Genomic DNA, 22644 nt, shown 5'->3' with positions numbered 1-22644 from the left:
GGTTATGGGAAGCAGGGAACACACTCCTAAAAGGGCTCAATAACCCAGGTAAAATGGAGTTCTCCTGCCTTTCCTTTTGTGCTTGTAATGGGTAAAACCCATTCATATAAACTTTATAACACAAATTATTAGTAGGAGGTTTAAGTTGGCTATATCAGGGAGAGTTATAAAAGTAGGAGATAACATATCCACCGATCATATAATTCCAGGAAGATATTTTCATCTAAGATCTGATCTTGAAAAGTTATCCGAGCATGCTCTTGAAGACGTGGTAGAAAACTTTCACGAGAAAGCAAAGGGTGGCGTAATACTGGTTGGCGGTAGCAATTTCGGTATAGGTTCATCAAGAGAACATGCACCTATAGTACTTAAGATGAGCGGTGTAAAGGCAGTAGTAGCAAAGTCTTTTGCTAGAATATTCTTCAGGAATGCAATTAATATAGGTTTACCAGTAATTATAGTTGACACAACCAGGATTTTTGATGGGGACGACATCATAATAGATCTCGAAAAGGGGGTTTTAAGGGAAAAAAGGGATAGCTATAAGCTAAATTTTCCACCTCTTGATATCAGGATCCAATCAATAATAAATGAAGGAGGGATTGTTGACTACATAAAAAAACACTCTGATATCTCATTCGAGATGTAAAAAGTAATCTCTCTAATATTTTATAAGTTTATTATAATAGGCTAAGGTTAAATTTTAGCAATAAATTTTTATATTTTTGCTGTCAGATTACTTTAGTCTATTGTATTTATAAATTTTGTTGATATCAAAATAGGTTTTTTAGTAATATAATTTATTAGTGAAGATACAAAATTTTATTTTGTTTGAAAGGGGAAGTTATGTCACAAAGTTCTCATCTAGAGCCTGTAGTAAACAAGGCTTTTTGTAAGGGGTGCGGTATATGTATAGAGTTTTGTCCAGCAAATATTCTTGAATTTGATGAGCATAGAAAGTGTAGAGTAACTGAACCCGATAAATGTATAAAGTGTTTTCAGTGTGAAATGAGATGTCCGGATTTTGCAATAGAACTTGTTGAAAAAGGTGAAGAGAAATGAGTGCAAAACTAATTCAAGGTAATGAAGCGGTAGTTTATGGTGCAATCAAAGCCGGTTTGAAATTTTTTGCAGGATATCCAATTACCCCTTCTACAGAAATAGCAGAGATGTGTGCTAGAGAATTGCCAAAAGTTGGTGGCGTCTTTATACAGATGGAAGACGAGATATCTTCTGTGGCAGCGTGTATTGGAGCATCTCTTGCAGGTTTTAGATCTATGAGCGCTACCAGCGGGCCTGGCTTTTCTCTTATGCAGGAGAATATTGGCTATGCAATTATGGCAGAGGTACCACTGGTAATTGTAAACGTTCAAAGAATGGGACCAAGTACAGGAATAGCTACTGCACCATCTCAGTCAGATTATATGCAAGTAAGATGGGGAACTCATGGTGATCACCCAATGGTTTCATTTGCACCCTTTTCAGTTGAAGAATGTTTCACTGAAGTTATAAGATCAATTTATTGGTCTGAGAGAATTTCGTCTATGGTAGTATTACTCCTTGATGAAGTAGTGGCTCATATGAGAGAAGGCATTGATATAGATAGCATAAAAAACGTTATAGAGATTCCTAATAGAGGCCCATTTCCTAATGAAAGGGAAAATTATCGCCCTTACAAAGTTGATAAAGATAAGGGGGCAAAATTGCCACCTCTTGGAATGGGATATAGATTTAACGTTACTGGCTTGGTTCATGACGAGTTAGGCTTTCCTGTAGAGGATCCGGAAAAAACTAAAGATTTGATTAAAAGGTTGCACAATAAGATAGATGCCGTAGAAAGTGAGATAATTTCCTATGACGAAAGATTTACAGATGATGCCGACGTGATTATTATTTCATATGGATCAGTTGCCAGGTCATCTCTTCGTGCTGTTAGAGAACTTAGAAAAAACAACTTTAAGGTTGGTTTCTTTAGGCCAATTACAGTATGGCCGTTTCCGTCAAAGAGAGTACGAGAACTCTCAAAAAGGATCAAGAAAATAGTTGTTGCAGAAATGAGTATGGGGCAGATGGTTCTTGAGGTAGAAAGATCGGTCGGTGGTGACTGTCAGATTAATTTAATTCAAGGTATAAGCGGGGAGCTTATTTCTCCGGATACTATATATAAAACAGCAAGTGAGGTGATCTCAAGGTGATCGGAGAGCTGGTAAAAAAATATTTGAGAATGGATAGATTACCTCACATGTGGTGCCCAGGTTGTGGTCATGGAATTGCACTTGGTGCGCTCTTAAGAGCTTTTGATAAAGTTGGAATAGATAAAGATAAAACCGTTATATTTTCTGGTATTGGATGTGCTTCGAGAGTAGTAGGATATCTTGATTTTAGTACTGTTCACACCACACACGGAAGAGCTCTAGCATTTGCGACTGGATTTAGACTTCTTAGGGACGATGTAAAGGTTATAGTAATAATGGGAGATGGAGATGCTTTGGCTATTGGTGGTAATCACTTTATTCACGCTTGCAGAAGAAATATCGATATTACTGCAATTGTTTGGAATAATCAAATCTACGGTATGACAGGAGGACAGAGTTCTCCTACTACTCCTCAATCAAGGCTGTCAACTACTACTCCGTATGGAAATTTTGCGAGAGCTTTTGATTTTTGCAACCTAGCGATTGGTGCAGGAGCTACATATGTAGCCAGAGCTACCGCGTATCATGCTTCACTTATGACAGAGCTTTATGCAAGTGCAATAAAACATCACGGCTTTTCTTTTGTTGAAACCTTTACACAATGTCCAGTAAATTACGGAAGAAGAAATAAATTTCCTGATCCTGCATCAATGCTCAAATATATGAAAGACATCTCTGTTCCATTTAAAGTGGCAGAGAAAATGGGGAGCGATGAGTTGCAGGGAAAAATTGTAATTGGAGAGTTAATAAAAGAGAAATCAGATGTTGAGTTAAATGAAGTGGTAAGAGAGCGCATAATGAAGTTTAGAGGAGGTGCTCAGTGACAAAGGAATTGAGATTTGCTGGAACTGGAGGCCAGGGCTTGATACTGGCAGCTATCATATATGCTGAGGCAGCTCTGAGTAAAGGATATAGAGTTTTACAAAGCCAATCTTATGGACCTGAATCAAGAGGTGGAGCAAGTAAGGCAGATTGTATTGTTTCTGATAGTGAGATAGACTATCCAAAGGTTTACTTGGCTGATTTTTTGCTTGCCATGTCACAAAAAGCATATGATAAATATAAAGATGACGTAAAAAGAAATTCTGTCATATTGCTGGATTCAACCTATGTCGAGATTCCAAAAAGAAAAGAAAACATTATTTATTTTGCTCCTATATCAAAGACAGTAAGAGATAAAATTGGAAAGGAATTAGCGTCAAATATAGCTGCACTTGGAACTATTTCAGTTGTATATCCCCTGATTGAAGAAGACTTGTTGTTGAAAGCAATCTTAGATAGGGTACCAAAGGCTACAATAGAATTGAATAGAAGTGCTTTTGATATAGGAAAACAATTAGGCAAGGAGATTTTGGAGGCTCAGGGTTCTATAGAATTTGTATTTTGATAAGGGGTGAATTATGAGACTTTTTGAATATCAGGCTAAAAGTATATTGAGCCAATATGTGAAAGTGCCAAAGGGCATACTTGTTTCCAAAGAAAATATAGATGAGATGATTACGAAATTAACTCTTCCATGTGTTCTTAAGGCACAAGTGAAGGTTGGTGGTAGGGGAAAGGCAGGGGGAGTATTAAAAGTAAAGGATCTAGGAGAATTGAAAAGTGGTTTTAAAAAACTCTTTTCAATGGAGATTAAAGGGGAGAAAGTTGAAAAGGTTCTTGTGGAAGAACTCATAGATATAGAGAGAGAACTTTACTTTAGCGTAATCTTTTACAGACCGTCAAGGAGATTTATGTTGATTTTTTGCAAGGAAGGCGGCGTTGATATAGAGCAGCTTGCAGAAACGAATCCTGAAGCTATTAGTAAAGTAAAGGTTGATCCAATTATAGGCATAAAGGACTTCATGATAAGAAATTTAATAAAAGATTTTGAATTATATGATTTATTAAATAAATTTGTAAAAGAGGCTTACAAAATTTTTGTTGACAGAGATCTCGTTATGCTTGAAATAAATCCTTTGGTAATTACTAAAAATAAAGAAGTGGTATGCGCAGACGCTAAAGTAGAGTTTGATGACAACGCTCTTTATAAGCATCCTGAATTTGAAGCCTTTCTTGATCAAGCTGAAATCGAAGCAAGGAAATTGAATTTCTCCTTTGTACCCTTGGATGGAGATATTGGAATTTTAGGAAATGGTGCAGGTTTGGTGCTTGCTACTATTGATTCAGTAACCAGAGCAGGCGGAAAATGTGCTAATTTTTTGGATATTGGTGGCGGAGCGAAAGCAGAAAGGGTTAAAAGTGCACTAAAATTTTTAGTAGAACAGAAGAAATTAAAGGGTATTTTGATAAACGTGTTTGGTGGAATTACAAGAGCTGATGAAGTTGCAAAAGGTTTGTTGGAATTTGAAAAAGAGAGCAAATTAAACATTCCAGTGGTTGTTAGACTTTCTGGAACTAAAGCCAATGAGGGTTTAAATATGTTACAGGGCAAATATGAGATAGTTTCTTCTTTAAAAGATGGAGCAAAGAAAATAGTAGAATTGACTAAATAACAAAAATGTTGTTGGAGGTGTAAAGTTGAGTATACTTTTAGATAAAAGAAGCAAGATCCTTGTTCAGGGGATTACTGGTAGAGAGGGCTCATTTCACACGGAGCAGATGTTAAATTATCCAAGTAAGGTAGTAGCTGGAGTTACACCAAAAAAGGGAGGAACCCTATTTCTAAATAAGATACCAATATATAATTCGGTTGAAGAAGCAGTTAGTGAGACTGGGGCAAATGTTAGTGTAATATTTGTACCGCCATTTGCTTGTCAAGATGCCATATTTGAAGCTATATCTGCAAAGATTAAGCTGATAATATGTATAACTGAAGGCGTGAGCCTACACGAAATGGCCGACGTTTATAGTTTTTTAAAAACTAAAAAGGATGTTAGATTAATAGGTCCAAATTGTCCAGGAGTAATAGTACCAGGTCTTTGTAAGGCTGGAATTATGCCTGCCAATGCTTTTATGCCAGGTCCTGTAGGGATTGTATCAAGATCAGGAACCCTTACTTATGAAATCTCTCACATGCTCACTACTAATGGGATTGGTCAATCTACGGTAGTAGGTATTGGTGGAGACCCTATTATAGGTGCTACCTTTAAAGATATACTTATGCTTTTTGAAAGGGACGCTCAGACAGAAATGGTATTTCTAGTTGGAGAAATTGGTGGTACTGATGAAGAAGATGCGTGTGAGTTTATCAGAGAAATGACTAAGCCTGTAGTAGCATTTATTTCTGGAGCAAGTGCACCTGAAGGTAAGAGAATGGGGCATGCAGGTGCAATTGTTTATGGAAAGATGGGCAGCGTTCAAAGTAAAATAGAAGCCTTCAGGTCGGCAGGAGTGCTGGTGGCTGAGAGTATAGACGACCTATTGAGCATTGCGAAGAGAACACTTGGTGTTGTTAAGACTTCAAAAGGATCAAAGCAACATCTCTTTGAGTACTATATAACTCAAATTGAAGGCAGTGATTTTAGCGGTAGACTTTAACATATTCTTGGTAAATTTTCGCCTATAGGCATATCTAAAAACCTTGTGCCACCGATTTTTGTGTGTAAGATAACCCTTCCTGGGACCTTTGAACTGACGTGCCCAATTATGCTAGCATCTTTTCCTAATGGATTTGCTTGAAGCATTTTTAAAAGATTTTGCGCAATGTTAGGAGAGCATGCAATTAGCATTTTTCCTTCACATGTCATAGTAAAGGGATCGAGTCCAAGCGGATCAAGGATTCCGTAAATTTCATCCTTTATTGGAACTCTTGATTCATCTATTTCGATACACACGTTTGATGATATGGCAAATTCATTTAAGACAGTAGAAAGACCACCTCTGGTAGGATCTCTCATGGCATGTATATCATTTTGAAACTCTTCTACTGCGGGCAAAATAAGTTTGTCAAGACAAGCACAGTCGCTTTTTATATTCGCTTTTAGTGGAAACTCCTCTCTTGCAAGCAAGATCGCACAACCGTGATCAGCAATAGTTCCCGTGATTATAAGTACATCACCTTCTCTGATATTTCTTGAATTGATCTTTAGTTCTGACTTTTTCTGACCTACTCCGGCAACGCTAAGATATACTCCATCACCTTGACCCTTTGGTACTACCTTTGTGTCGCCAGCTACAATCTTTATATTGCACTCATCTGAGGCTCTTTTTATCTCATTTGAAAGTTCTTTTATTGTTTGAATTTCTATGCCTTCTTCTATTATCCACCCAAGAGTTAGATAAAGAGGTTTTGATCCCATTGCTACCAAATCATTAATAGTGCCATAAATTGCTAGCAATGAAAGGTTGCCACCGGGGAAGAAAATGGGTTTAACCAGGTGAACGTCAGTGCAAAATGTAAGCTCATTTTCCTTTCCAGAAAAGTCTAAAACTGCTGCATCGTCAAATTTCAAAGGCTTTTCCAGGTAAACCGAGAAAACATTTTCAATTAATTCCGAAGTAAGTCTTCCTCCTGCTCCATGCGCAAGAGTTATTATATCTGACATTAAGATCCTCCTGATTAAAGTGTTATTGTTATTTTTTTATGGACTTGATACCTATACCTTTCCGTATTTATAATGCGCAGCACAAGATCCTTCACTAGATACCATACATGGACCTACTGGCTTTATAGGGGTGCAAGCCTTACCAAAAAGCGGACACTGATATGGTTCAATTAATCCCTGTAGAACCTCTCCGCATCTACAACCTGGGGGATCTGAACTTTTTTTGCTTTTAAGTCCAAATTTTGTTTTGGCACAAAAATCTTTATATTCATCTTTTAACCCAAGCCCGCTATTTGGTATAGTTCCCATTCCTCGCCACTCAGCATCTTCGACCTTGAAAACTTCATCTATAAATCTTATAGCATTTATGTTTCCTTCATCTCTAACAGCTCTGCTGTAATTATTTATTACATTTGGCTGATTTGTCTGTTTCATTTTCAAGAGTTCCAATACAGCTGAAAGTATGTCTACTGGCTCAAATCCAGCTATTACTCCGCCTTTATTAAACTTTTTTAGAACTTCTTTATAGGGGTTGATCCCTATTACAGTGCTTACGTGACCTGGGTAAATGAAACCGTCAATTTTTGGATTTGTTGACAGAAGTGCATCAAGTGCTGGAGGGATAACTTTATGAAATGATAGTACGCTAAAATTATTAATATTTTTTTCCTTTGCCTTCTTTATTGTAGCGGCTACTGTAGGAGCTGTGGTTTCAAAACCTATGCCGAGAAATATAACTTGAACCTTTGGGTTTTGAACTGCATAATTTAAAGCGTCAAGGGGTCCATAAACGATTTCAACATGTTTACCTTCAGATCTTGCCTGTGCTAGATTTGACTTTGAGCCAGGCACTTTCAGCATATCACCAAATGTTGTTATACATACATTTGGTATTGAAGCTGCTTCGACTGCTAGATCACAATCTCCTTGTGAAGTAACGCATACAGGGCAACCAGGTCCTGAAATATGCTTTATATTTTTTGGAAGAAGAGAGCGAATGCCTGATTTTAAGATGCTTACTGTATGGGTTCCGCATACTTCCATAAAGGTGTAAGGAAAATCGAATTTTTTTATTTGAGAAAGTATTTTTTGTGATATCTCTGGAGATTTAAAATCATCAATCCAATTCAATGCTTTTTTCCTCAACCAATTTTGGCTCTTTCTTATCAAATGAAAGCTCTTCAAGTTCTTTCCATAACTTTAGGGCCTCAAGCGCTGATTCTTCATCAAGAACTTCCATAGCGAAACCGGCGTGTACTAGAACATAATCTCCTACCTTTACCCCAGGTAAAAATGCAGTGCAAGCTTTTGTTTCTGTTCCCATATAATCAACTGTAGCCATATCGTTTTCGATTGATTTGACTTTCATTGGAACAGCTAGGCACATAATCTCCTCCTTGTGGATCAGGATTTATTCCTTATCATTTTATCATATTTGTGTTTTTAAGAATTGCATAACTCTATCAAATAAGTTTTCAAAAATTTAGAAAAATAATTTTTGAAACATTATATCTATATAGTTAAAGTTAAATTTTTTGCGCAGTGAATAGTAATTTATTTTTTAGCAGATTGTTACTTTATTGTATAATTATTTAAAACAAATTTTACAAAGGAGTTGTTTTATGAAAACTGATGAGTGGATAGAACTAGAGCATAAGGTTCACTTACAAACATACAAGAGATATCCAGTTGTTTTAGCTAGTGGCGAGGGCGTATACTTAAAAGATATTGAAGACAGGAAATTTCTTGATTTTATTGGTGGAATATCGGTTTGCTCTCTTGGTCATTCACACCCAGAAATTGTAGAAACTCTTCATAAGCAGGCTCATACTTTAATTCATGCTAGTAATCTCTTTTACCATCCAAAACAGATCCTTCTTGCAAAGAAATTAGTAGATATTTCGGGATTGGGTAAAGTGTTTTTTTGTAATTCTGGGGCAGAAGCAAACGAGGGTGCTCTTAAACTTGCAAGGGCATATCACTTTTCTAGGGGTAATCCTGATAAAAATAAATTTCTTGCATTTGAAGGGTCTTTTCACGGAAGAACTTTTGGGGCACTATCTGTAACTGGTCAATCAAAATATCAAGAAGCCTTTAAGCCACTCGTGCCTGGGGTAGTATTTGGGCCAATGAATGATCTGGATAAATTTTTAGATATACTTGAAAATGAAAAAAATTTAGCAGCTGTGATAATGGAAACGATGCCTGTTGAAGGTATGGGAGTTTTCGTATTACCAAAGAAATTTGTAAAAAGAGTAAGGGAAATTTGCGATCAAAATGACATATTGCTTATCTTAGATGAGGTGCAGGCAGGAATAGCTAGAACTGGTAAGATGTTTTGTTATGAACACTACGAAATTACTCCAGATATACTTACACTTGCAAAGGGTTTGGGAACAGGTGTGCCTATTGGGGCATTATTAGCAAAAGACAGTGTAGCTTCTTATATGAAATATGGGCAACACGCTACTACTTTTGGAGGATCTCCCTTGATTTGTTCTGTAGGTTTAAAGGTTCTTGAAATTATAGAGAGAGAGAGAATTGTTGAACATGTAGCAAGATTAGGCAAATTAGCTGATGAAACTTTTGATAAGTGGTTGAATAAAGGTTTAATAAAAGATTATAGAGGCATGGGTCTTCTTTGGGGAATTGATTCAGTAAAGAAGACGGAGGATGTCTTTGAGAGAGCTTTTGAACTAGGTCTTCTAGTAAATATGTTAGGGTCAAATACTTTGAGAATTGCACCGCCTTTAATTATTTCAAATGAAGAGTTTGAAAAGGGTTTAAACATCTTGGAGGAAGCCCTGAAGTAGAAGATAATATTAGCATCTTTTTTTAGAATAAAATTAATTTAGGACACACCCTCAATGTGTAAAGTGAGGGTGTGCTTCTTTTATTAGAAAATCTCTGATAAGCGCTTTATTCCGACTTCAATCATATCGTTTTGTGCATTGGAGAAGTTTAGCCTCATAGTATTTTCTCCTCCTCCGTTGGCGTAAAAACAAAATCCTGGAACATATGCTACGTTATTTTCTATAGCCTTTTTAAACATTTCTTTTGTATTATATTTTTCCTGCAGTTGTACCCAGATGAACAGTCCGCCTTCTGGTCTAGTCCAGTCAGATCCTGATGGAAAATATTTTTCAATAGAATCTAACATCAACTTACATCTCTCGCCGTAAATCTTTTTTATCTTTGGTAGCTGAGTCTCGAGTATATTGTTCTTGCACAGTTCATAAACAACCATATGAATGAACGGACTAGAGCAAAGATCGGCACCTTGTTTTGCCTCAACCAACTTTATCATTATATTATCTGGTGCCACTATCCAGCCAATTCTAACACCAGGAGATAAAATTTTTGAAAATGTACCCAGATATATGACATTGTCATTTTCATCAAATGCTTTTATAGGACTAAGGCTTTCTCCTTTATATCTGAGATCTCCGTAAGGATCGTCTTCGATTATTAACGAACCAGTTTTATTCGCAATTTCTATTGCAAGTTTTCTCCTTTCAAGAGATAAGGTTGTTCCTGCTGGATTGTGAAAGTTTGGTAAAAGATAAACAAATTTAGGATTATATTTTTTTATTTTTTCTTCTAACAAGTTTGTTATAGCTCCATTTTTATCGATTGGAATGGTTGCAAATTTTGTTTCATATGCTGTGAAAGCTTGAATTGCGCCTAAGTAAGATGGCTCTTCTAAAAGTATATAGTCACCTGGATCGCACATTACTTTTGCAATCAGATCAAGTGCTTGCTGAGAACCGTTTGTAAGAAGAATGTTTTTTGAACTACATTTTATGCCTTTTTGAGAAAGGTATAAGGCTATAAACTCTCTTAGTGGGGGATATCCTTCTGTAATAGAGTACTGTAGAGCTTGTATTCCGTTATCTTTGAGAACCTTCTCTGATGCTTCTCTGAATTCTTCTACTGGAAAGGTTTCAGGTCCAGGTAAGCCACCTGCAAAGGATATTATTTCTTTTTTTGCAGTAAGCTTTAAAAGTTCTCTTACTACGGAGCTCTCAAATAACTTAGTTCTTTTTGCCATTCGTTCAGTCCACATTTAAAAACCTCCACGCATTTATTTGGTATTTCTTTATAACTATTGTAATACTTAAACAATACCCTGAGAATCTTATAAATGGTAACGCGAGCATCCTGCTCGCAGAAAGTTCTTCATACTACCCTGAGCATCTTGCTCGCGGAATAGCACTTTGGTTCTTAAAAATCACTTGGGGAAATACTTAAAACTATTCTGGTCAAGGCTTATAAGTTTATTATATTAGAAGACATTAAAAAAGTAAATTTTTTGTAATTAATATAATTTATTGTATTTAAAAGTAATTTATATATCTAGTTTTACTATAGAAAGAGTCTTTGAAAATTTTATTAAAGAATCTATTGACAAACTATATATAGTATGAGAAACTATATTTAGTAAATTTGAATTTATTTTTAAAAATTTAAAGGTAAAGGGGTAGGAAGATGAAGTGTCCATATTGTGATTCAAACGACTCTAAAGTTATTGATACTCGCTATGTAGAAGAAAGCTCAGTTATAAGAAGAAAAAGAGAATGTCTTTCATGCGGGAAGAGGTTTATTACTCATGAAGTTTATGAAGAGGGCTCTAAAAAAGAGACAGATCAAAATTGTGATGAAACTGTTATTTTCTCTCCTGAATATGTAAAAAAGAGAGACGGAAGAGTTGTACCCTTTGATATCTTTAGGATTGAAAGAGCTATAGCTAAGGCATTTAAAGCTGTAGGTGAGCATCTTGGTGCAGAAAAGGAACTGGCTGTAAGGGTGTCAAAAAAGCTTTATCGTCAATATAGAAATCAAGAAGTAGTAGATATTGAAAGAATCCAAGACGTTGTGGAGGAAGTTTTAATAGAAAATGGTTTTGCAAAGGTCGCAAAGGCATATATCCTTTATAGAAGAAAGAGGCAAGAGGCAAGAGAAAATCTATCTTGTGCTGTAGATATAGAACATATAATTCAAGATTATCTTCACCAAGAAGATTGGAGAACTAACGAGAACTCTAATACAACTTACTCTTATCCAGGACTAGTTCTTCATGCTGCAGGTTCTGTTATGGCTCATTACACCCTAAATCGTATTTATCCAGATGAAGTAAAAGATGCTCATATAAACGCAGATATGCATATTCACGATCTTTCTTATGGAATTACGGCGTACTGTGCAGGATGGTCACTGGAAGATCTATTAAGAGAAGGCTTTGGTGGTGTACCAGGTAAGGTTGCAGCAGGTCCTGCAAAGCACCTTTCTGCTCTAACTGGTCAAATGGTGAATTTCTTGGGTACTATGCAAATGGAATTCGCAGGCGCACAGGCCTTTAATTCTGTTGATACATATCTTGCACCTTTCGTGAGAGCTGATAAATTGGATTATAAGGATGTAAAACAGATAATTCAGCAAATGGTATTTGCTATGAATGTACCTTCTAGATGGGGATCCCAACCACCATTTATTAATTTTACTTTTGATTGGACTGTTCCCGAAGATATGAAGGATAAACCCGTTATAATAGGGGGAAAGGATAGCCCAGAATATGGTACATACGGTGATTATCAAGAAGAAATGAATATGATAAATAGGGCATACATAGAAGTTATGTTGGAAGGGGATTATGATGGAAGGATATTCTCTTTCCCAATTCCTACATATAATATTACCAATGATTTCCCATGGGATAGTGAAAATACAGATCTCTTATTTAATTTGACGGCAAGATATGGTGTTCCGTATTTTCAAAACTTTATAAATTCTGACCTGAAGCCTTCTGATATAAGAAGCATGTGCTGTAGACTTCAACTCGACTTAAAGGAACTTAGAAAAAGATGTGGTGGACTTTTTGGATCGGGAGATAAAACCGGATCAATAGGAGTAGTGACTATCAATTTGCCTAGAATTGGGTATCTCTCTAAAAGTGAGGCAGACTTTTTTGCAAGACTTGATAAAATTATGAATCTTGCGAAAACATCGCTTGAAATTAAGAGAAAGGTTGTAGAAAGAAATCTTAAAAATGGTTTGTTGCCGTATACAAAGAGATATTTAGGTTCATTTTCAAATCACTTCTCAACAATTGGTCTTGTTGGAATGAATGAGGCTTGCCTAAACTTCTTGGGAACATCTATTGCTACTGAAAAAGGAAAGAGCTTTGCCATAAAGGTTTTAAAGCATATGAGAGAGAGACTATCTAGTTATCAGGAAGAAACGGGAAATCTCTATAACTTAGAAGCTACACCTGCAGAAGGAACATCATATAGGCTTGCAAGACATGATAAGAAGAGATATCCAGATATTATTACATCGGGTGAAAATGAGCCCTTCTATACAAATTCAACTCATTTGCCTGTAAATTATACTGAAGACCCATTTGAAGTGATGGATCACCAGGAAGAATTGCAAAAACTTTATACAGGTGGTACTGTTATTCACATGTTCTTACCAGAATCTCCAACTCCTGAAGCTGCTAAGCAATTTGTAAAAAAGGCATTTGAGAATTATTCTTTTCCTTATATTACAATTACACCTACATTTTCTATATGTCCAACCCACGGCTACATTTCAGGTGAACACTTTAATTGTCCAAAATGTAATCAAGAAACAGAGGTATATTCTAGGGTAGTAGGATATTATAGACCAGTAAGAATGTGGAATAAGGGTAAGAAAGAGGAGTTTAGGAAGAGGGTAGAGTATGATATCAACAATTACTCTATACATAGATTGGTAGTGAAATAGGACTTGTTTAAAGGTTGGATTAAACTATCACTTATTGATTATCCAGACAAACTTTCAACAGTGTTGTTTACTGAAAAATGTAATTTTAGATGTCCGTATTGTCATAACTTTGATCTTGTCTTGCCTAATAGCTTAAAAGAAATAGAACTTGATGAAATCTTCTTATTTCTTGAGAAAAGAATTAGAAAACTGGATGGAGTGGTTATCTCTGGCGGAGAGCCACTCCTTCATAGCAAAGAATTGGAGCCTTTTATAGAAAGAGTTAAGGAAATGGGATTTTTGATTAAAATTGATACAAATGGTTCTTTTCCTGAGAAAGTTGTTGATTGGGACAAAAAGAATCTTGTAAATTTATGGGCTGTTGACTTTAAGGTTCCATTTGAAAAATACGATTTAGTAAGTGGAGATGGCGAAGGGGTAAGGATAACCATTCGTTATTTATTAGAGAAGAATACTTCTTCATTTTATGAACTTCGCACTACCATTTTTCCTAGATTTCACAATATTGAAACCTTAACAAATATGCTGTTTGAGATAGAAGGGGCAAATGTCTGGTATTGGCAAAATTTTAGAAATGATAGAACTCTTGATGAAAGTGCATCCTTGGTTGAGCCGTATAGTAAGGATATATTAAACGATTGGAAAAACAGATTAAATATATTTAAAAAAGTTGGCAAGATTTTAATTAGATAGGTATTTGGTTTGCTACTTAGGGTGTTTTTGCCCTGGGTAGCTTATTTTGGTGTTCCATTTATGGTATATGTCCAGGATGGGACCTCAAAGATAGATGAAGGTATTTCCTTGCCTACAGATATATCTGTAAGTATAACAGTTGTGTCGCCTTTTGGAGATTGTATGTATATTTTTCTTATCCAAGAGGTATAGTCTTCTACCCAAACGGTGAAATTCAAATTTTCTCTGTTAAATGTATATACATGACAGGGACCAATACTAAGTGTATCAGTTCCATCTGGTGTGGCTGATGAAGCAATTTGGCTTCCTTCTGTAGGAAAGAGTAGATAATTAAAGGTTCTATCGGCATACTTTTCGAGTTCTTCTTTTGACATCAAATATGCTATGTGAAGAAGATGAGAATTGAAAAAATATAGATTCTCAGCGACATTTATTACTGCACTACCGTCTCCAATTATAAATGGTCCGTCAACCCTAACCCTATCTTTGGTTGCCCAAACTTGAAATGTTCCGTTTATCTTGTATCCTGAAATTTGTAATACAAATGTTTGTGGTTGAAGTGAATCAAGTACAGAAATTACTCTGTTTACACCTGCATAAGATTTATTTCCAAAGGATATAACAAAAAGCAAAGAGAAAAATATAAACAAAATTTTTAGAGCTTTCATTTTTTTGGCTCCTTTTATAATTTTAATATATTAAGGATTTAAAGTGAAAGATTCCTAAAGTTTTCATTATCATTCCACATTTTGTTGAAATAATCCTCACACTTTTTCGCAAAAGTTGGATCCTTTACAACAACAAACATTTCATCATTAGTGTCAGTAGCAGATTTTGTGTAATTGTAACTTCCAGTAGTAGCAATAGAATCGTCTATTACGCTCATCTTTAAGTGCATAAGTCCAGCATGTGTATTTTCTTTAACAGGGATTTTATCTATTAGAAGTGTGTTTATTGTATGTTTCATTACATTGTTTGTTGCTTGTTCCCTATCTACTATTACTTTTACATCTACTCCTCTTTTCTTCGCATTGGTTAAGGCTTTTAATATTTCTGGTTGAGTAAAACTATATATCGCTACGTCAATCTTCTTCTTAGCGTTGTTGTATAGGCTTGTTAATACAGGAACAGGATTTTCATTTTCTCTTGGAAAAAGCAACTCAACCGATTTTGAGCTTATCTGTTCTGGCGATGGTGTTGGAGTATTGGCATTTCCTTTTGTAGTAGTATTGTTACAACCTGATAAAATAAATACAAAAATCAAAGAGAATAGAAACAGTAAAATTTTTTTCATTTTTTTTCTCCTAAAATTCATAAGATTATTTTTTCTACTGAATTTTAAATTATAATATTTTATTGTATTTTTTACTAATTAAAGAAATATTAAACTTTTTAAAGTTACAATTTGGAGGCACTATTTATGGATTTTGTACTTGTAATCTTATTTGGGGCTATATTTGGAAGTTTTTTAAATATGCTTATATATAGACTTCCTAGAGAGCAATCGATAATAAGCCCACCCTCTCGTTGTCCCAAATGTGGTAACTTGTTAAAGTGGTATATGAATATTCCTATATTGTCGTATCTATTTTTAGGCGGCAAGTGTTTTTATTGCAAGGAACCTATTCCTATTAGATATTTAGTGGTAGAAATTCTTGAGGTGATAGTTTTTTTAGTATGCTATCTTGATTGGGGAATTAGTCTTAATTTTTTTCTTTACATATGGTTTTTTAGCGCATCAATTGGCATATTCTTTACAGATCTTGAAACACTTTTGATTCCTGATTCATTTTCAATATTATCTTTAATTCCTGCCATTGGGATTGCTATTTTGCGCGGCAACCTTATAGAGTCAATTATAGTTGCTGCTGTAATATTTTTGCTATTTTACGGTGTTTCTGTAATAACTAATGGTGGTATGGGGGGTGGAGACACAAAGTATTCTATTTCGATGTCTTGCTTCCTAGGTGTTTTTCACTCTCTTTTTGGATTTTTCACTGCATTTTTACTTGGTAGCGTATTTGGAGTTATTTTTAGGATCTGTGGAATAATTAAAAAGGGCGAACCTATACCATTTGGTCCATTTTTGGTACTTGGATGTATTATTTCATACGGTTTCGGGGATTATTTTATTCGCTTATATCTTTCTTTGTTTTAAAGTTTGTCTGGATCGAGCCAGTAGTTTGCTATCCCAATGCAAAATTTGACAGAAAAATGAGCTATTATAGGAGCTGTAATAGTATTTGTATAGTTATACAAAAGCCCAAAACAAATTCCTAAAAATGCAAGGTACATTGCGTTTGCCATACCTTTATTAGTCCACTCTGACATGTGGAATAATCCAAAAACCAAAGCAGCAAATGGAACGTCAAAAAGCCTTTGAAGTAAACCTCTAAAAAATATTTCTTCGCAAAATGAGGAGAGAAGGGCAAGATAAAATATTTCAAGCACTCCTATGTCTTTGAACACAAAAGATTGTATCTGGTTTCCCATATCCTTTATAAATTCAAATTTTCGACCAAGGAAATATGTAAGAATGAAAAGTGCACCGCCTATGGTTGTTGATATAAATATTACTGTTTTAGTAGTACTAAAATAAATTGGATGGTCGAGAAACCTGAGAGCAAGAATAGCAACTATTGCAAACATTAGCTCGCTCACAGTTAATAAGAGAATTTTCAAATCTTCTGATTTTTCAATGTCATTTCGGTCCATAACAGATTACATTTTACTATTAATAAATTAAACTGTGAACACAAATTTTTAAATTTTATCTGTAAGACTTTTTAATTTCAAAAATAAATTAATATGCTCCTTCTCTCTTAATTACTACTAATAGAGTTTTAAATAAAATCTCTAGATCAAGCCATACAGACCAATTTAAAACATACCATACGTCGATGTTTAACCTTTCATTGAAGTTTAGTTCGCTTCTTCCTGATATTTGCCAGAGTCCTGTAATTCCTGGAACTGTAAGAAGTATTGTTTCTTTGTATTCTTGCATTTCTGGAAGTTCTGAGAGTAGATATGGTCTTGGTCCAACAAGACTCATCTCACCTTTAATGACATTAAATATTTGAGGAAGTTCATCAAGAGATGTCTTTCTGAGAAATCTACCAATTTTTGTAACTCTTGGGTCATATCCTTTAATCTTTTTGAACTCTTCCCATTCTAACTTTTTTTCCGGATTTTTACTAAGATAATCTTTTAAAACTTCATCAGAGTTTAAAACCATCGACCTAAACTTTATGCAGTTAAATGCTTTACCGTTTTTTCCAGCACGTTCTTGAATAAAGAAAACGGGTCCTTTAGAATCCCTCTTGATAAGTAAGGCTATTATACCTATGATAGGTAAAATTAACCATGAAAAAGCTAAACATAAAGCTAAATCAAATATTCTTTTTATAGCTTGGCTTGTTTTGGACTTTAGATTGTTCTTAATACTTATCAAAAATAGTCTCTGATCGAAAAGAGTTAGTAATTCAGAATTTAGAAGTGCTACTCCTTTAAAATCGGGAACTACTATTACTTTGTTTACCAATAGCTGCACCTTTCCAACAAGCTTTGAAGACGATTGGGCATCAAGAGATGGCATAGCTATTATAATAGTAGAAATGCTTAATTTTTTTATAAATTTTTTAAAGTGGTTTATGCTACCAAAAACTTTGTATTTTTTTCCACAAATTTCAAGCGAGTTTCCCCACTTTCTTTTATCGTCATCTAAAAAACCTACTAAATGATATCCTAAATACTTATCGTGAAGTAATCCAGAAGCGCTATCCCTTGCTGTTTTTCCTGCACCCAAGATCAGTATTCTTTCTTTAAATACGTTGAAATTAAAAAGAGTCAATTTTAATATCAGTCTTGATATGGGGAAAATAAAAAGACTAATAAACCAAAACAAAATCAAGACTCCTCTTGATACCTCATCTAAGAGCTTACCTAAGGATACCATTGCAAATATTAGTACAGAGTTAAGAGTAAGTACTTTAATTAAAATTGAAGTCTCAACCCAGAAAGGTAGTCTTTGTTTGTATAAGTTCATAGTCCATATGAGAACTATGGTTATAAAAGGCATCCACCACATTTTTAGGAATGAGATAAAAGGGAAGGACATTGGAACTAATTTTCCTGGCAAAAGGTAAAAAAGAATATATCTAATCTGATAAGCCAAAAATAGACTAACGTAAAACGAAAAAAGATCTGCCAGGATGAGTGCTATTATTAGTATTGAGTTGTTTTTAAAAATTTTCATAAGAATATTATAAACCTTAGTATAAGATAGTTATATAAATTTTAAGACATAGCAATGTAATTAAAATTAAAAAAAATTTTTTTGGAATACCAATGTTAAACAATTCTGAACATTTAAGTAATTTAAATTGCATAATTTTATATAGTTTAGTTTTACAATATTAATTAAATATTTGTTTTGGAGGTAATTATGCAGACGGCTTTGTGGGATGAAAGGTTTAGCAAAAAGGTTGAAAAAGGATCTTTTGAAGACTTTAAAAGAAGAGCTGAAGCAGTGTCTACAGAAGTTTATTTGACTAACATTAAAGATGCAAAGACTATTCTTCAAGAAATTTTTAAAAGAGAAAATGCAAAAAATATTATTGCTTTTAAATCGAGTTTGGTAGATAATCTGGATATCGATAAAATTGCAAAGGATATGAATATTAATTTATTCTTTGAGGGTGGAAAGAAGGAGGCAAATATTGCTGATATAGGTATCTCTGAAATGGAGTGTGCTTTGGCTGAAACGGGATCTGTTATTGAGTGGTCATATCCAGTTTGGAAAAGATTGGTTTCTGCAATGCCAGGTGTTCACATAGCACTTGTAAATTCAGGTAGAATTGTGAAAGATTTCGAAGCACTTTTTGATCTGTTAAAAGAAAAATTTGAAAGTGGTCATATAAGTTTTATTACAGGACCTAGTAGGACTGCAGATATTGAGAGGGTTTTGACTATTGGTGTACACGGTCCAAGTAAGCTTATTGTGATGGTTATAGAAGGAGGAGAACAATGATTACAAAGGAATTAAAGGAGAAAATTAAAGACAAGTTAAGAGATAGCGTTCAAAGAAAGAACCTGGGAACTTTTTCTGAGGTTTATCCGGGGGCACGCGCAAGGGCTTTCGAGGGATACGATATTGAAGCTTTGCGCGATCAGATCGCAAATATCAAAAAGAACGTGGTTAAAAATTTAGATAAATTAGCTGATCAATTTCAAAGCGAAGCAGAGAAAAGAGGAGCTATAGTTTATCGCGCAAAAACCGATAAAGACGTTATCGACTACATTATGAAACTTTGTAAAGAAAAAAATGTCAAGCTTGTAGTAAAGAGTAAATCTATGGTATCTGAAGAGGTAGAACTAAACGAAGCTTTTAAAAAAGAGGGAATAGAATCGCAGGAAACAGATTTGGGTGAGTGGATAATTCAGATTGCAGGCCATAAGCCCTCACATATGGTTATGCCCGCTATTCACCTAAATAGACAACAGGTGGCAGATTATTTTTCTAAAGAATTGGGCAAAGATATTGAACCAGATATACCATTTTTAGTTCATACTGCAAGGGTTCAACTAAGAGAAAAATTTTTGAAAGCTGATATGGGAATTTCTGGAGCAAATATAGCTGTTGCAGAGAACGGCTCTCTTTTCATAGTTACAAATGAAGGAAATGGAAGGCTTACCGCAACTTTGCCAAGGATTCATGTAATATTGGTGGGCTATGAAAAGTTGGTAGAAAAGATGACTGATGCTATACCAATCTTGAGATTCTTACCCAGAAATGCTACCGCTCAAGTTCTAACAAGTTATGTAAACTTGATTTCTGGACCATCCGAAGCTATTGTTGAAAATCCTGATGGCTCTTTTTCAGTGCAGAAAAAAGAACTTCATATAGTTTTGGTAGATCACGGAAGGCTTGAGATGGCAAAGGATCCTGTATTTAAAGAACTTTATCAGTGCATAAGGTGTGCTGCCTGTACCAACGTATGTCCAGTATATGCTCTCTTAGGCGGTCATGTATATGGTCATGTATATAGCGGTGGTATTGGTGCTCTTTTGAATGCATTCATCGGAAGCAAAAATACTGCAGATCAGATTCAGGAGCTCTGTCTTACTTGCGGTAGATGTACTGAGGTTTGTGCTGGCAAGATAAATATTCCTGAACTCATTGTTGAGATGAGAAAGAGAAATGTAAAGAAGGCTGGTTTGCCAACTCTACCTAAGGTTGTGTTTCAAAATATAATGTCAAATAGACAGCTTTTTCACAATATGTTAAGGATGGCAAGCCTTGCGCAGAAACCATTTAAAAATGGACCCTTTATCAGAAATTTGCCAATGTTCTTGTCGGGTTATACAAAGGACAGGTCTCTTCCTGCAATAGTAGAAGTACCTTTTCGAGATAGATTTAAAAATTTAAAATTAAAGAAGGAAATAAAAAAACAAAAGTTGGCGTTTTTTAGCGGATGTCTTATAGACTTTGCATATCCTGAAATTGGAGAAGCGGTAGTTGAGAGCCTTAATTGTGCAGGCTTTAAGGTGAACTTCCCTCAAGAACAGACCTGTTGTGGCACGCCAATGTTTTTAATGGGAGATCTTGAAAGCGCTAAAAAGGTTGCTATACAAAATCTTGATGCTATGCAGAAAGAAAATCCAGATTTTATAGTTTTAGCATGTCCAACTGGCGTAGAGATGTGGAAAAGATATCCAGAACTGATGAAGGATGATCAGAGATATTATGAGCTTGCTGTAAAGTTTAGTAAAAGAATTAAAGAATATACTTCGTATATAAATGAGCTTTGCGAAAGTGGCGAACTAAAATTAAAATCTCTAAAAGGAAAGGGTCTTGCTACGTATCACGATTCCTGTCATCTGAAAAGAGTTTTGGGGATTTTCAAAGAGCCAAGAAATGTTATAAATAAAACTGGTATAGATTTTGTTGAAATGAACCATTGTGATCAGTGTTGTGGTATGGCAGGTTCGTATTCGGTAAAGTTCCCAGAAATTTCTGGCGAGTTAGCTGATCAAAAGCACAAAGATATCATAGATTCAAAGGCTGATATAGTTTTAGCAGGTTGTCCTGCATGCGTCCTTCAAATTAAAGGTTTAATAGATAAAAAAGGCGGTAATGTAAAGGTAAAGCATATAGCAGAGCTTATAAAAGAAGCGTTAGAGTAATACTGTATAAAGGCATGGGGGATCAATTTAGCCTCCATGCCTGAAGTAATTTTGGGTACAATTCTAATATTATTATATAATATATAATCGTTAGTTGGTTGAGCACAAAGAGTAAAATTTATGATGAATTGATCAGCATGTAATTTCGCTTTGACTTTATTATTGATTTATGCTAATATCATCTTAGATATTTTACAATTTAAGGGGAGATAATGGTGAGGATCAAGATAATTTTGTTTTTATGTGCCTTTCTTTTGTGTTCAAGCGTGAGTTTTGCTGTTGAACTCTCTTCCCCAAGCCTTCAATGGGATCCCAAATGGTATAAACCGCAAATTCTACAATCTGTGGATGTTGCTAGATCTGTACTTACCAATCTGGTTGCATCCCAAAATTTTAGTACATGGTCTGGCTATATTGTCTCAAAGATTGACGCTGATAAATATGGCATTAGATTTTTTGGAGAAAATGGGGATCAGCATGAAACTACTGTTATAAATCTTGTTGAGGTCAGCGGGGTATATATTTATTATTTGCCAAATCTTGATAGAAATTACAAATGGTGTGTTATGGTAAAGCCTTCTCAGGGTTCGCCTGAATTTCTTAGGACACTAAACTTAGAGACTGCCCAAAAGTTAACTGATGTAATATACACACTGGCTCTGGCTGCTGGTGCTGAACTTTATTCTCCTTCTGGTTTTGTTTGTTTTACAGACGACAAAGAAATAGACAAAGTAAAAAAGGATACTGGATGGAATGAAAGTTATGGTGCATTTGTCAAGATTGTAGAGAGCAATTCTCCTGCTGATATTGCTGGATTTAAGCCAAATGATATTATTGTAGAAGTAAATGGTGAAAAGGTGAAAGATAGATCTTACCTTACTCAGGTTATTCAAAACGGTGTCCAGGGAAAGGAGAGCGCTCAGTTTGATTTAAAGGTTTATAGAAACAAGACATTTTTAAACCTTTCTTTGACAGTGCCAAACTTCAATTATGGAAGAGAAAAATTGCAAGAAGTTGCCCAACAAAAACCAACTGCAAACAAAGTTAGTCTCGGGATAGACGTAAAACCAATTTCATATACGGTGGATACAGGAGAAACTTATAGCGGGCTAAAGGTCTTGAATGTGAAACAAAGCTCTTTAGCTGAAGAGTCAGGCATTAAGGTTGGAGATATAATTTTAGAAATAAATGATAAAAGCGTAAAGGACATTTACTCCATGGCAAATATTCTCGCAAACGAGATTCCTGTTAAGTTTAAGGTCTTAAGAGAGGGAAAAATCCTTACCCTTGATGCTGCACAAAGTTTTTAGAAATTTATG

The 22644-nt window shown here is 35.0% G+C and carries 22 protein-coding genes; 14 read left to right on the top strand and 8 right to left on the bottom strand.

From position 1 onward, the window contains the following. Positions 1 to 145 precede the first annotated feature (145 nt). The 7 genes from ACWIUX_RS02385 to sucD all read left to right on the top strand — a co-directional run bounded on the left by ACWIUX_RS02385 (position 146) and on the right by sucD (position 5675). Entirely contained in the window at positions 146 to 649 is a 504-nt protein-coding gene (locus tag ACWIUX_RS02385) for a LeuD/DmdB family oxidoreductase small subunit (protein WP_448589125.1), read from the top strand. A gap of 197 nt (positions 650 to 846) precedes the next feature. Beyond that, positions 847 to 1062 (top strand): 4Fe-4S dicluster domain-containing protein, encoded by a 216-nt coding sequence (locus ACWIUX_RS02380; protein WP_448589124.1) that lies wholly within the window; start codon positions 847 to 849, stop codon positions 1060 to 1062. Next, the gene (locus ACWIUX_RS02375; RefSeq protein WP_448589123.1) at positions 1059 to 2195 is read left to right on the top strand and encodes a 2-oxoacid:acceptor oxidoreductase subunit alpha; all 1137 of its coding nucleotides are present in this window, start codon (positions 1059 to 1061) and stop codon (positions 2193 to 2195) included. Before ACWIUX_RS02380 ends, ACWIUX_RS02375 begins: the two co-directional genes overlap by 4 nt. Positions 2196 to 2224: 29 nt before the next feature. Continuing rightward, complete coding sequence (locus tag ACWIUX_RS02370; RefSeq protein ID WP_448589126.1) at positions 2225 to 3019, top strand: thiamine pyrophosphate-dependent enzyme; 795 nt, start codon at positions 2225 to 2227, stop codon at positions 3017 to 3019. Then, the gene (locus ACWIUX_RS02365) at positions 3016 to 3582 is read left to right on the top strand and encodes a 2-oxoacid:acceptor oxidoreductase family protein (RefSeq protein WP_448589122.1); all 567 of its coding nucleotides are present in this window, start codon (positions 3016 to 3018) and stop codon (positions 3580 to 3582) included. The genes ACWIUX_RS02370 and ACWIUX_RS02365 overlap by 4 nt, the downstream gene beginning before the upstream one ends. A gap of 13 nt (positions 3583 to 3595) precedes the next feature. Further along, positions 3596 to 4690 (top strand): ADP-forming succinate--CoA ligase subunit beta, encoded by a 1095-nt coding sequence (sucC, locus tag ACWIUX_RS02360; RefSeq protein WP_448589121.1) that lies wholly within the window; start codon positions 3596 to 3598, stop codon positions 4688 to 4690. A 25-nt stretch (positions 4691 to 4715) separates the two neighbouring features. Next, positions 4716 to 5675 (top strand): succinate--CoA ligase subunit alpha, encoded by a 960-nt coding sequence (gene sucD, locus ACWIUX_RS02355; RefSeq protein ID WP_448589120.1) that lies wholly within the window; start codon positions 4716 to 4718, stop codon positions 5673 to 5675. Here the strand turns inward: sucD and hypE are convergent. From hypE to ACWIUX_RS02340, 3 genes are read right to left on the bottom strand one after another with little or no spacing between them, the layout of a single operon-like run. Then, complete coding sequence (gene hypE, locus ACWIUX_RS02350; protein ID WP_448589119.1) at positions 5672 to 6682, bottom strand: hydrogenase expression/formation protein HypE; 1011 nt, start codon at positions 6680 to 6682, stop codon at positions 5672 to 5674. The two genes, sucD and hypE, sit on opposite strands and share 4 nt — an antisense overlap. Before the next feature lie 51 nt (positions 6683 to 6733). Then, positions 6734 to 7813: a hydrogenase formation protein HypD gene (gene hypD, locus ACWIUX_RS02345; RefSeq protein WP_448589118.1), complete on the bottom strand. Its 1080-nt coding sequence runs from the start codon at positions 7811 to 7813 to the stop codon at positions 6734 to 6736. After that, the gene (locus ACWIUX_RS02340) at positions 7800 to 8069 is read right to left on the bottom strand and encodes a HypC/HybG/HupF family hydrogenase formation chaperone (protein ID WP_448589117.1); all 270 of its coding nucleotides are present in this window, start codon (positions 8067 to 8069) and stop codon (positions 7800 to 7802) included. The genes hypD and ACWIUX_RS02340 overlap by 14 nt, the downstream gene beginning before the upstream one ends. 235 nt (positions 8070 to 8304) lie before the next feature. On the opposite strand from ACWIUX_RS02340, the gene ACWIUX_RS02335 reads away from it, so the two are divergent. Then, complete coding sequence (locus ACWIUX_RS02335; RefSeq protein WP_448589116.1) at positions 8305 to 9495, top strand: aspartate aminotransferase family protein; 1191 nt, start codon at positions 8305 to 8307, stop codon at positions 9493 to 9495. An 83-nt stretch (positions 9496 to 9578) separates the two neighbouring features. Here the strand turns inward: ACWIUX_RS02335 and ACWIUX_RS02330 are convergent, their stop codons facing one another. Next, positions 9579 to 10748 (bottom strand): aminotransferase-like domain-containing protein, encoded by a 1170-nt coding sequence (locus ACWIUX_RS02330; RefSeq protein ID WP_448589115.1) that lies wholly within the window; start codon positions 10746 to 10748, stop codon positions 9579 to 9581. Between the two features lie 422 nt (positions 10749 to 11170). Here ACWIUX_RS02330 and ACWIUX_RS02325 point away from each other — a divergent pair, with 422 nt between their 5' ends. Both ACWIUX_RS02325 and ACWIUX_RS02320 read left to right on the top strand, forming a co-directional pair. Further along, positions 11171 to 13447 carry a ribonucleoside triphosphate reductase gene (locus ACWIUX_RS02325; RefSeq protein WP_448589114.1) on the top strand — a complete coding sequence of 759 codons (2277 nt, stop codon included), beginning with the start codon at positions 11171 to 11173 and terminating at the stop codon, positions 13445 to 13447. A 3-nt stretch (positions 13448 to 13450) separates the two neighbouring features. Then, entirely contained in the window at positions 13451 to 14140 is a 690-nt protein-coding gene (locus tag ACWIUX_RS02320; protein ID WP_448589113.1) for an anaerobic ribonucleoside-triphosphate reductase activating protein, read from the top strand. Positions 14141 to 14181: 41 nt separating this feature from the next. Here ACWIUX_RS02320 and ACWIUX_RS02315 read toward each other — a convergent pair whose 3' ends face one another. Further along, complete coding sequence (locus ACWIUX_RS02315) at positions 14182 to 14808, bottom strand: hypothetical protein (RefSeq protein WP_448589112.1); 627 nt, start codon at positions 14806 to 14808, stop codon at positions 14182 to 14184. A gap of 38 nt (positions 14809 to 14846) precedes the next feature. Further along, positions 14847 to 15434: a phospholipase D-like domain-containing protein gene (locus ACWIUX_RS02310; protein ID WP_448589111.1), complete on the bottom strand. Its 588-nt coding sequence runs from the start codon at positions 15432 to 15434 to the stop codon at positions 14847 to 14849. 126 nt (positions 15435 to 15560) lie between these two features. Between ACWIUX_RS02310 and ACWIUX_RS02305 the strand changes: the two genes are divergently transcribed. Next, on the top strand, positions 15561 to 16298 hold the full coding sequence (locus ACWIUX_RS02305) for a prepilin peptidase (RefSeq protein ID WP_448589110.1): 738 nt from the start codon (positions 15561 to 15563) through the stop codon (positions 16296 to 16298). Here ACWIUX_RS02305 and ACWIUX_RS02300 read toward each other — a convergent pair. Together ACWIUX_RS02300 and wbaP are read right to left on the bottom strand one after the other, a co-directional pair. Beyond that, positions 16295 to 16855 carry a CPBP family intramembrane glutamic endopeptidase gene (locus ACWIUX_RS02300; RefSeq protein ID WP_448589109.1) on the bottom strand — a complete coding sequence of 187 codons (561 nt, stop codon included), beginning with the start codon at positions 16853 to 16855 and terminating at the stop codon, positions 16295 to 16297. The two genes, ACWIUX_RS02305 and ACWIUX_RS02300, sit on opposite strands and share 4 nt — an antisense overlap. Before the next feature lie 88 nt (positions 16856 to 16943). After that, positions 16944 to 18395 carry an undecaprenyl-phosphate galactose phosphotransferase WbaP gene (wbaP, locus tag ACWIUX_RS02295; protein WP_448589108.1) on the bottom strand — a complete coding sequence of 484 codons (1452 nt, stop codon included), beginning with the start codon at positions 18393 to 18395 and terminating at the stop codon, positions 16944 to 16946. Positions 18396 to 18584: 189 nt separating this feature from the next. Here wbaP and ACWIUX_RS02290 point away from each other — a divergent pair, with 189 nt between their 5' ends. The 3 genes from ACWIUX_RS02290 to ACWIUX_RS02280 all read left to right on the top strand — a co-directional run bounded on the left by ACWIUX_RS02290 (position 18585) and on the right by ACWIUX_RS02280 (position 22635). Next, the gene (locus tag ACWIUX_RS02290; protein WP_448589107.1) at positions 18585 to 19169 is read left to right on the top strand and encodes a LutC/YkgG family protein; all 585 of its coding nucleotides are present in this window, start codon (positions 18585 to 18587) and stop codon (positions 19167 to 19169) included. Then, positions 19166 to 21325 (top strand): L-lactate dehydrogenase (quinone) large subunit LdhH, encoded by a 2160-nt coding sequence (gene ldhH, locus ACWIUX_RS02285; protein ID WP_448589106.1) that lies wholly within the window; start codon positions 19166 to 19168, stop codon positions 21323 to 21325. The genes ACWIUX_RS02290 and ldhH overlap by 4 nt, the downstream gene beginning before the upstream one ends. A gap of 212 nt (positions 21326 to 21537) precedes the next feature. Then, on the top strand, positions 21538 to 22635 hold the full coding sequence (locus ACWIUX_RS02280; protein WP_448589105.1) for a PDZ domain-containing protein: 1098 nt from the start codon (positions 21538 to 21540) through the stop codon (positions 22633 to 22635). Positions 22636 to 22644: the final 9 nt, after the last annotated feature.

The sequence above is a fragment of the Thermodesulfobium sp. genome, from assembly GCF_053498235.1.
This window is presented reverse-complemented; position numbering and strand designations above follow the sequence as displayed.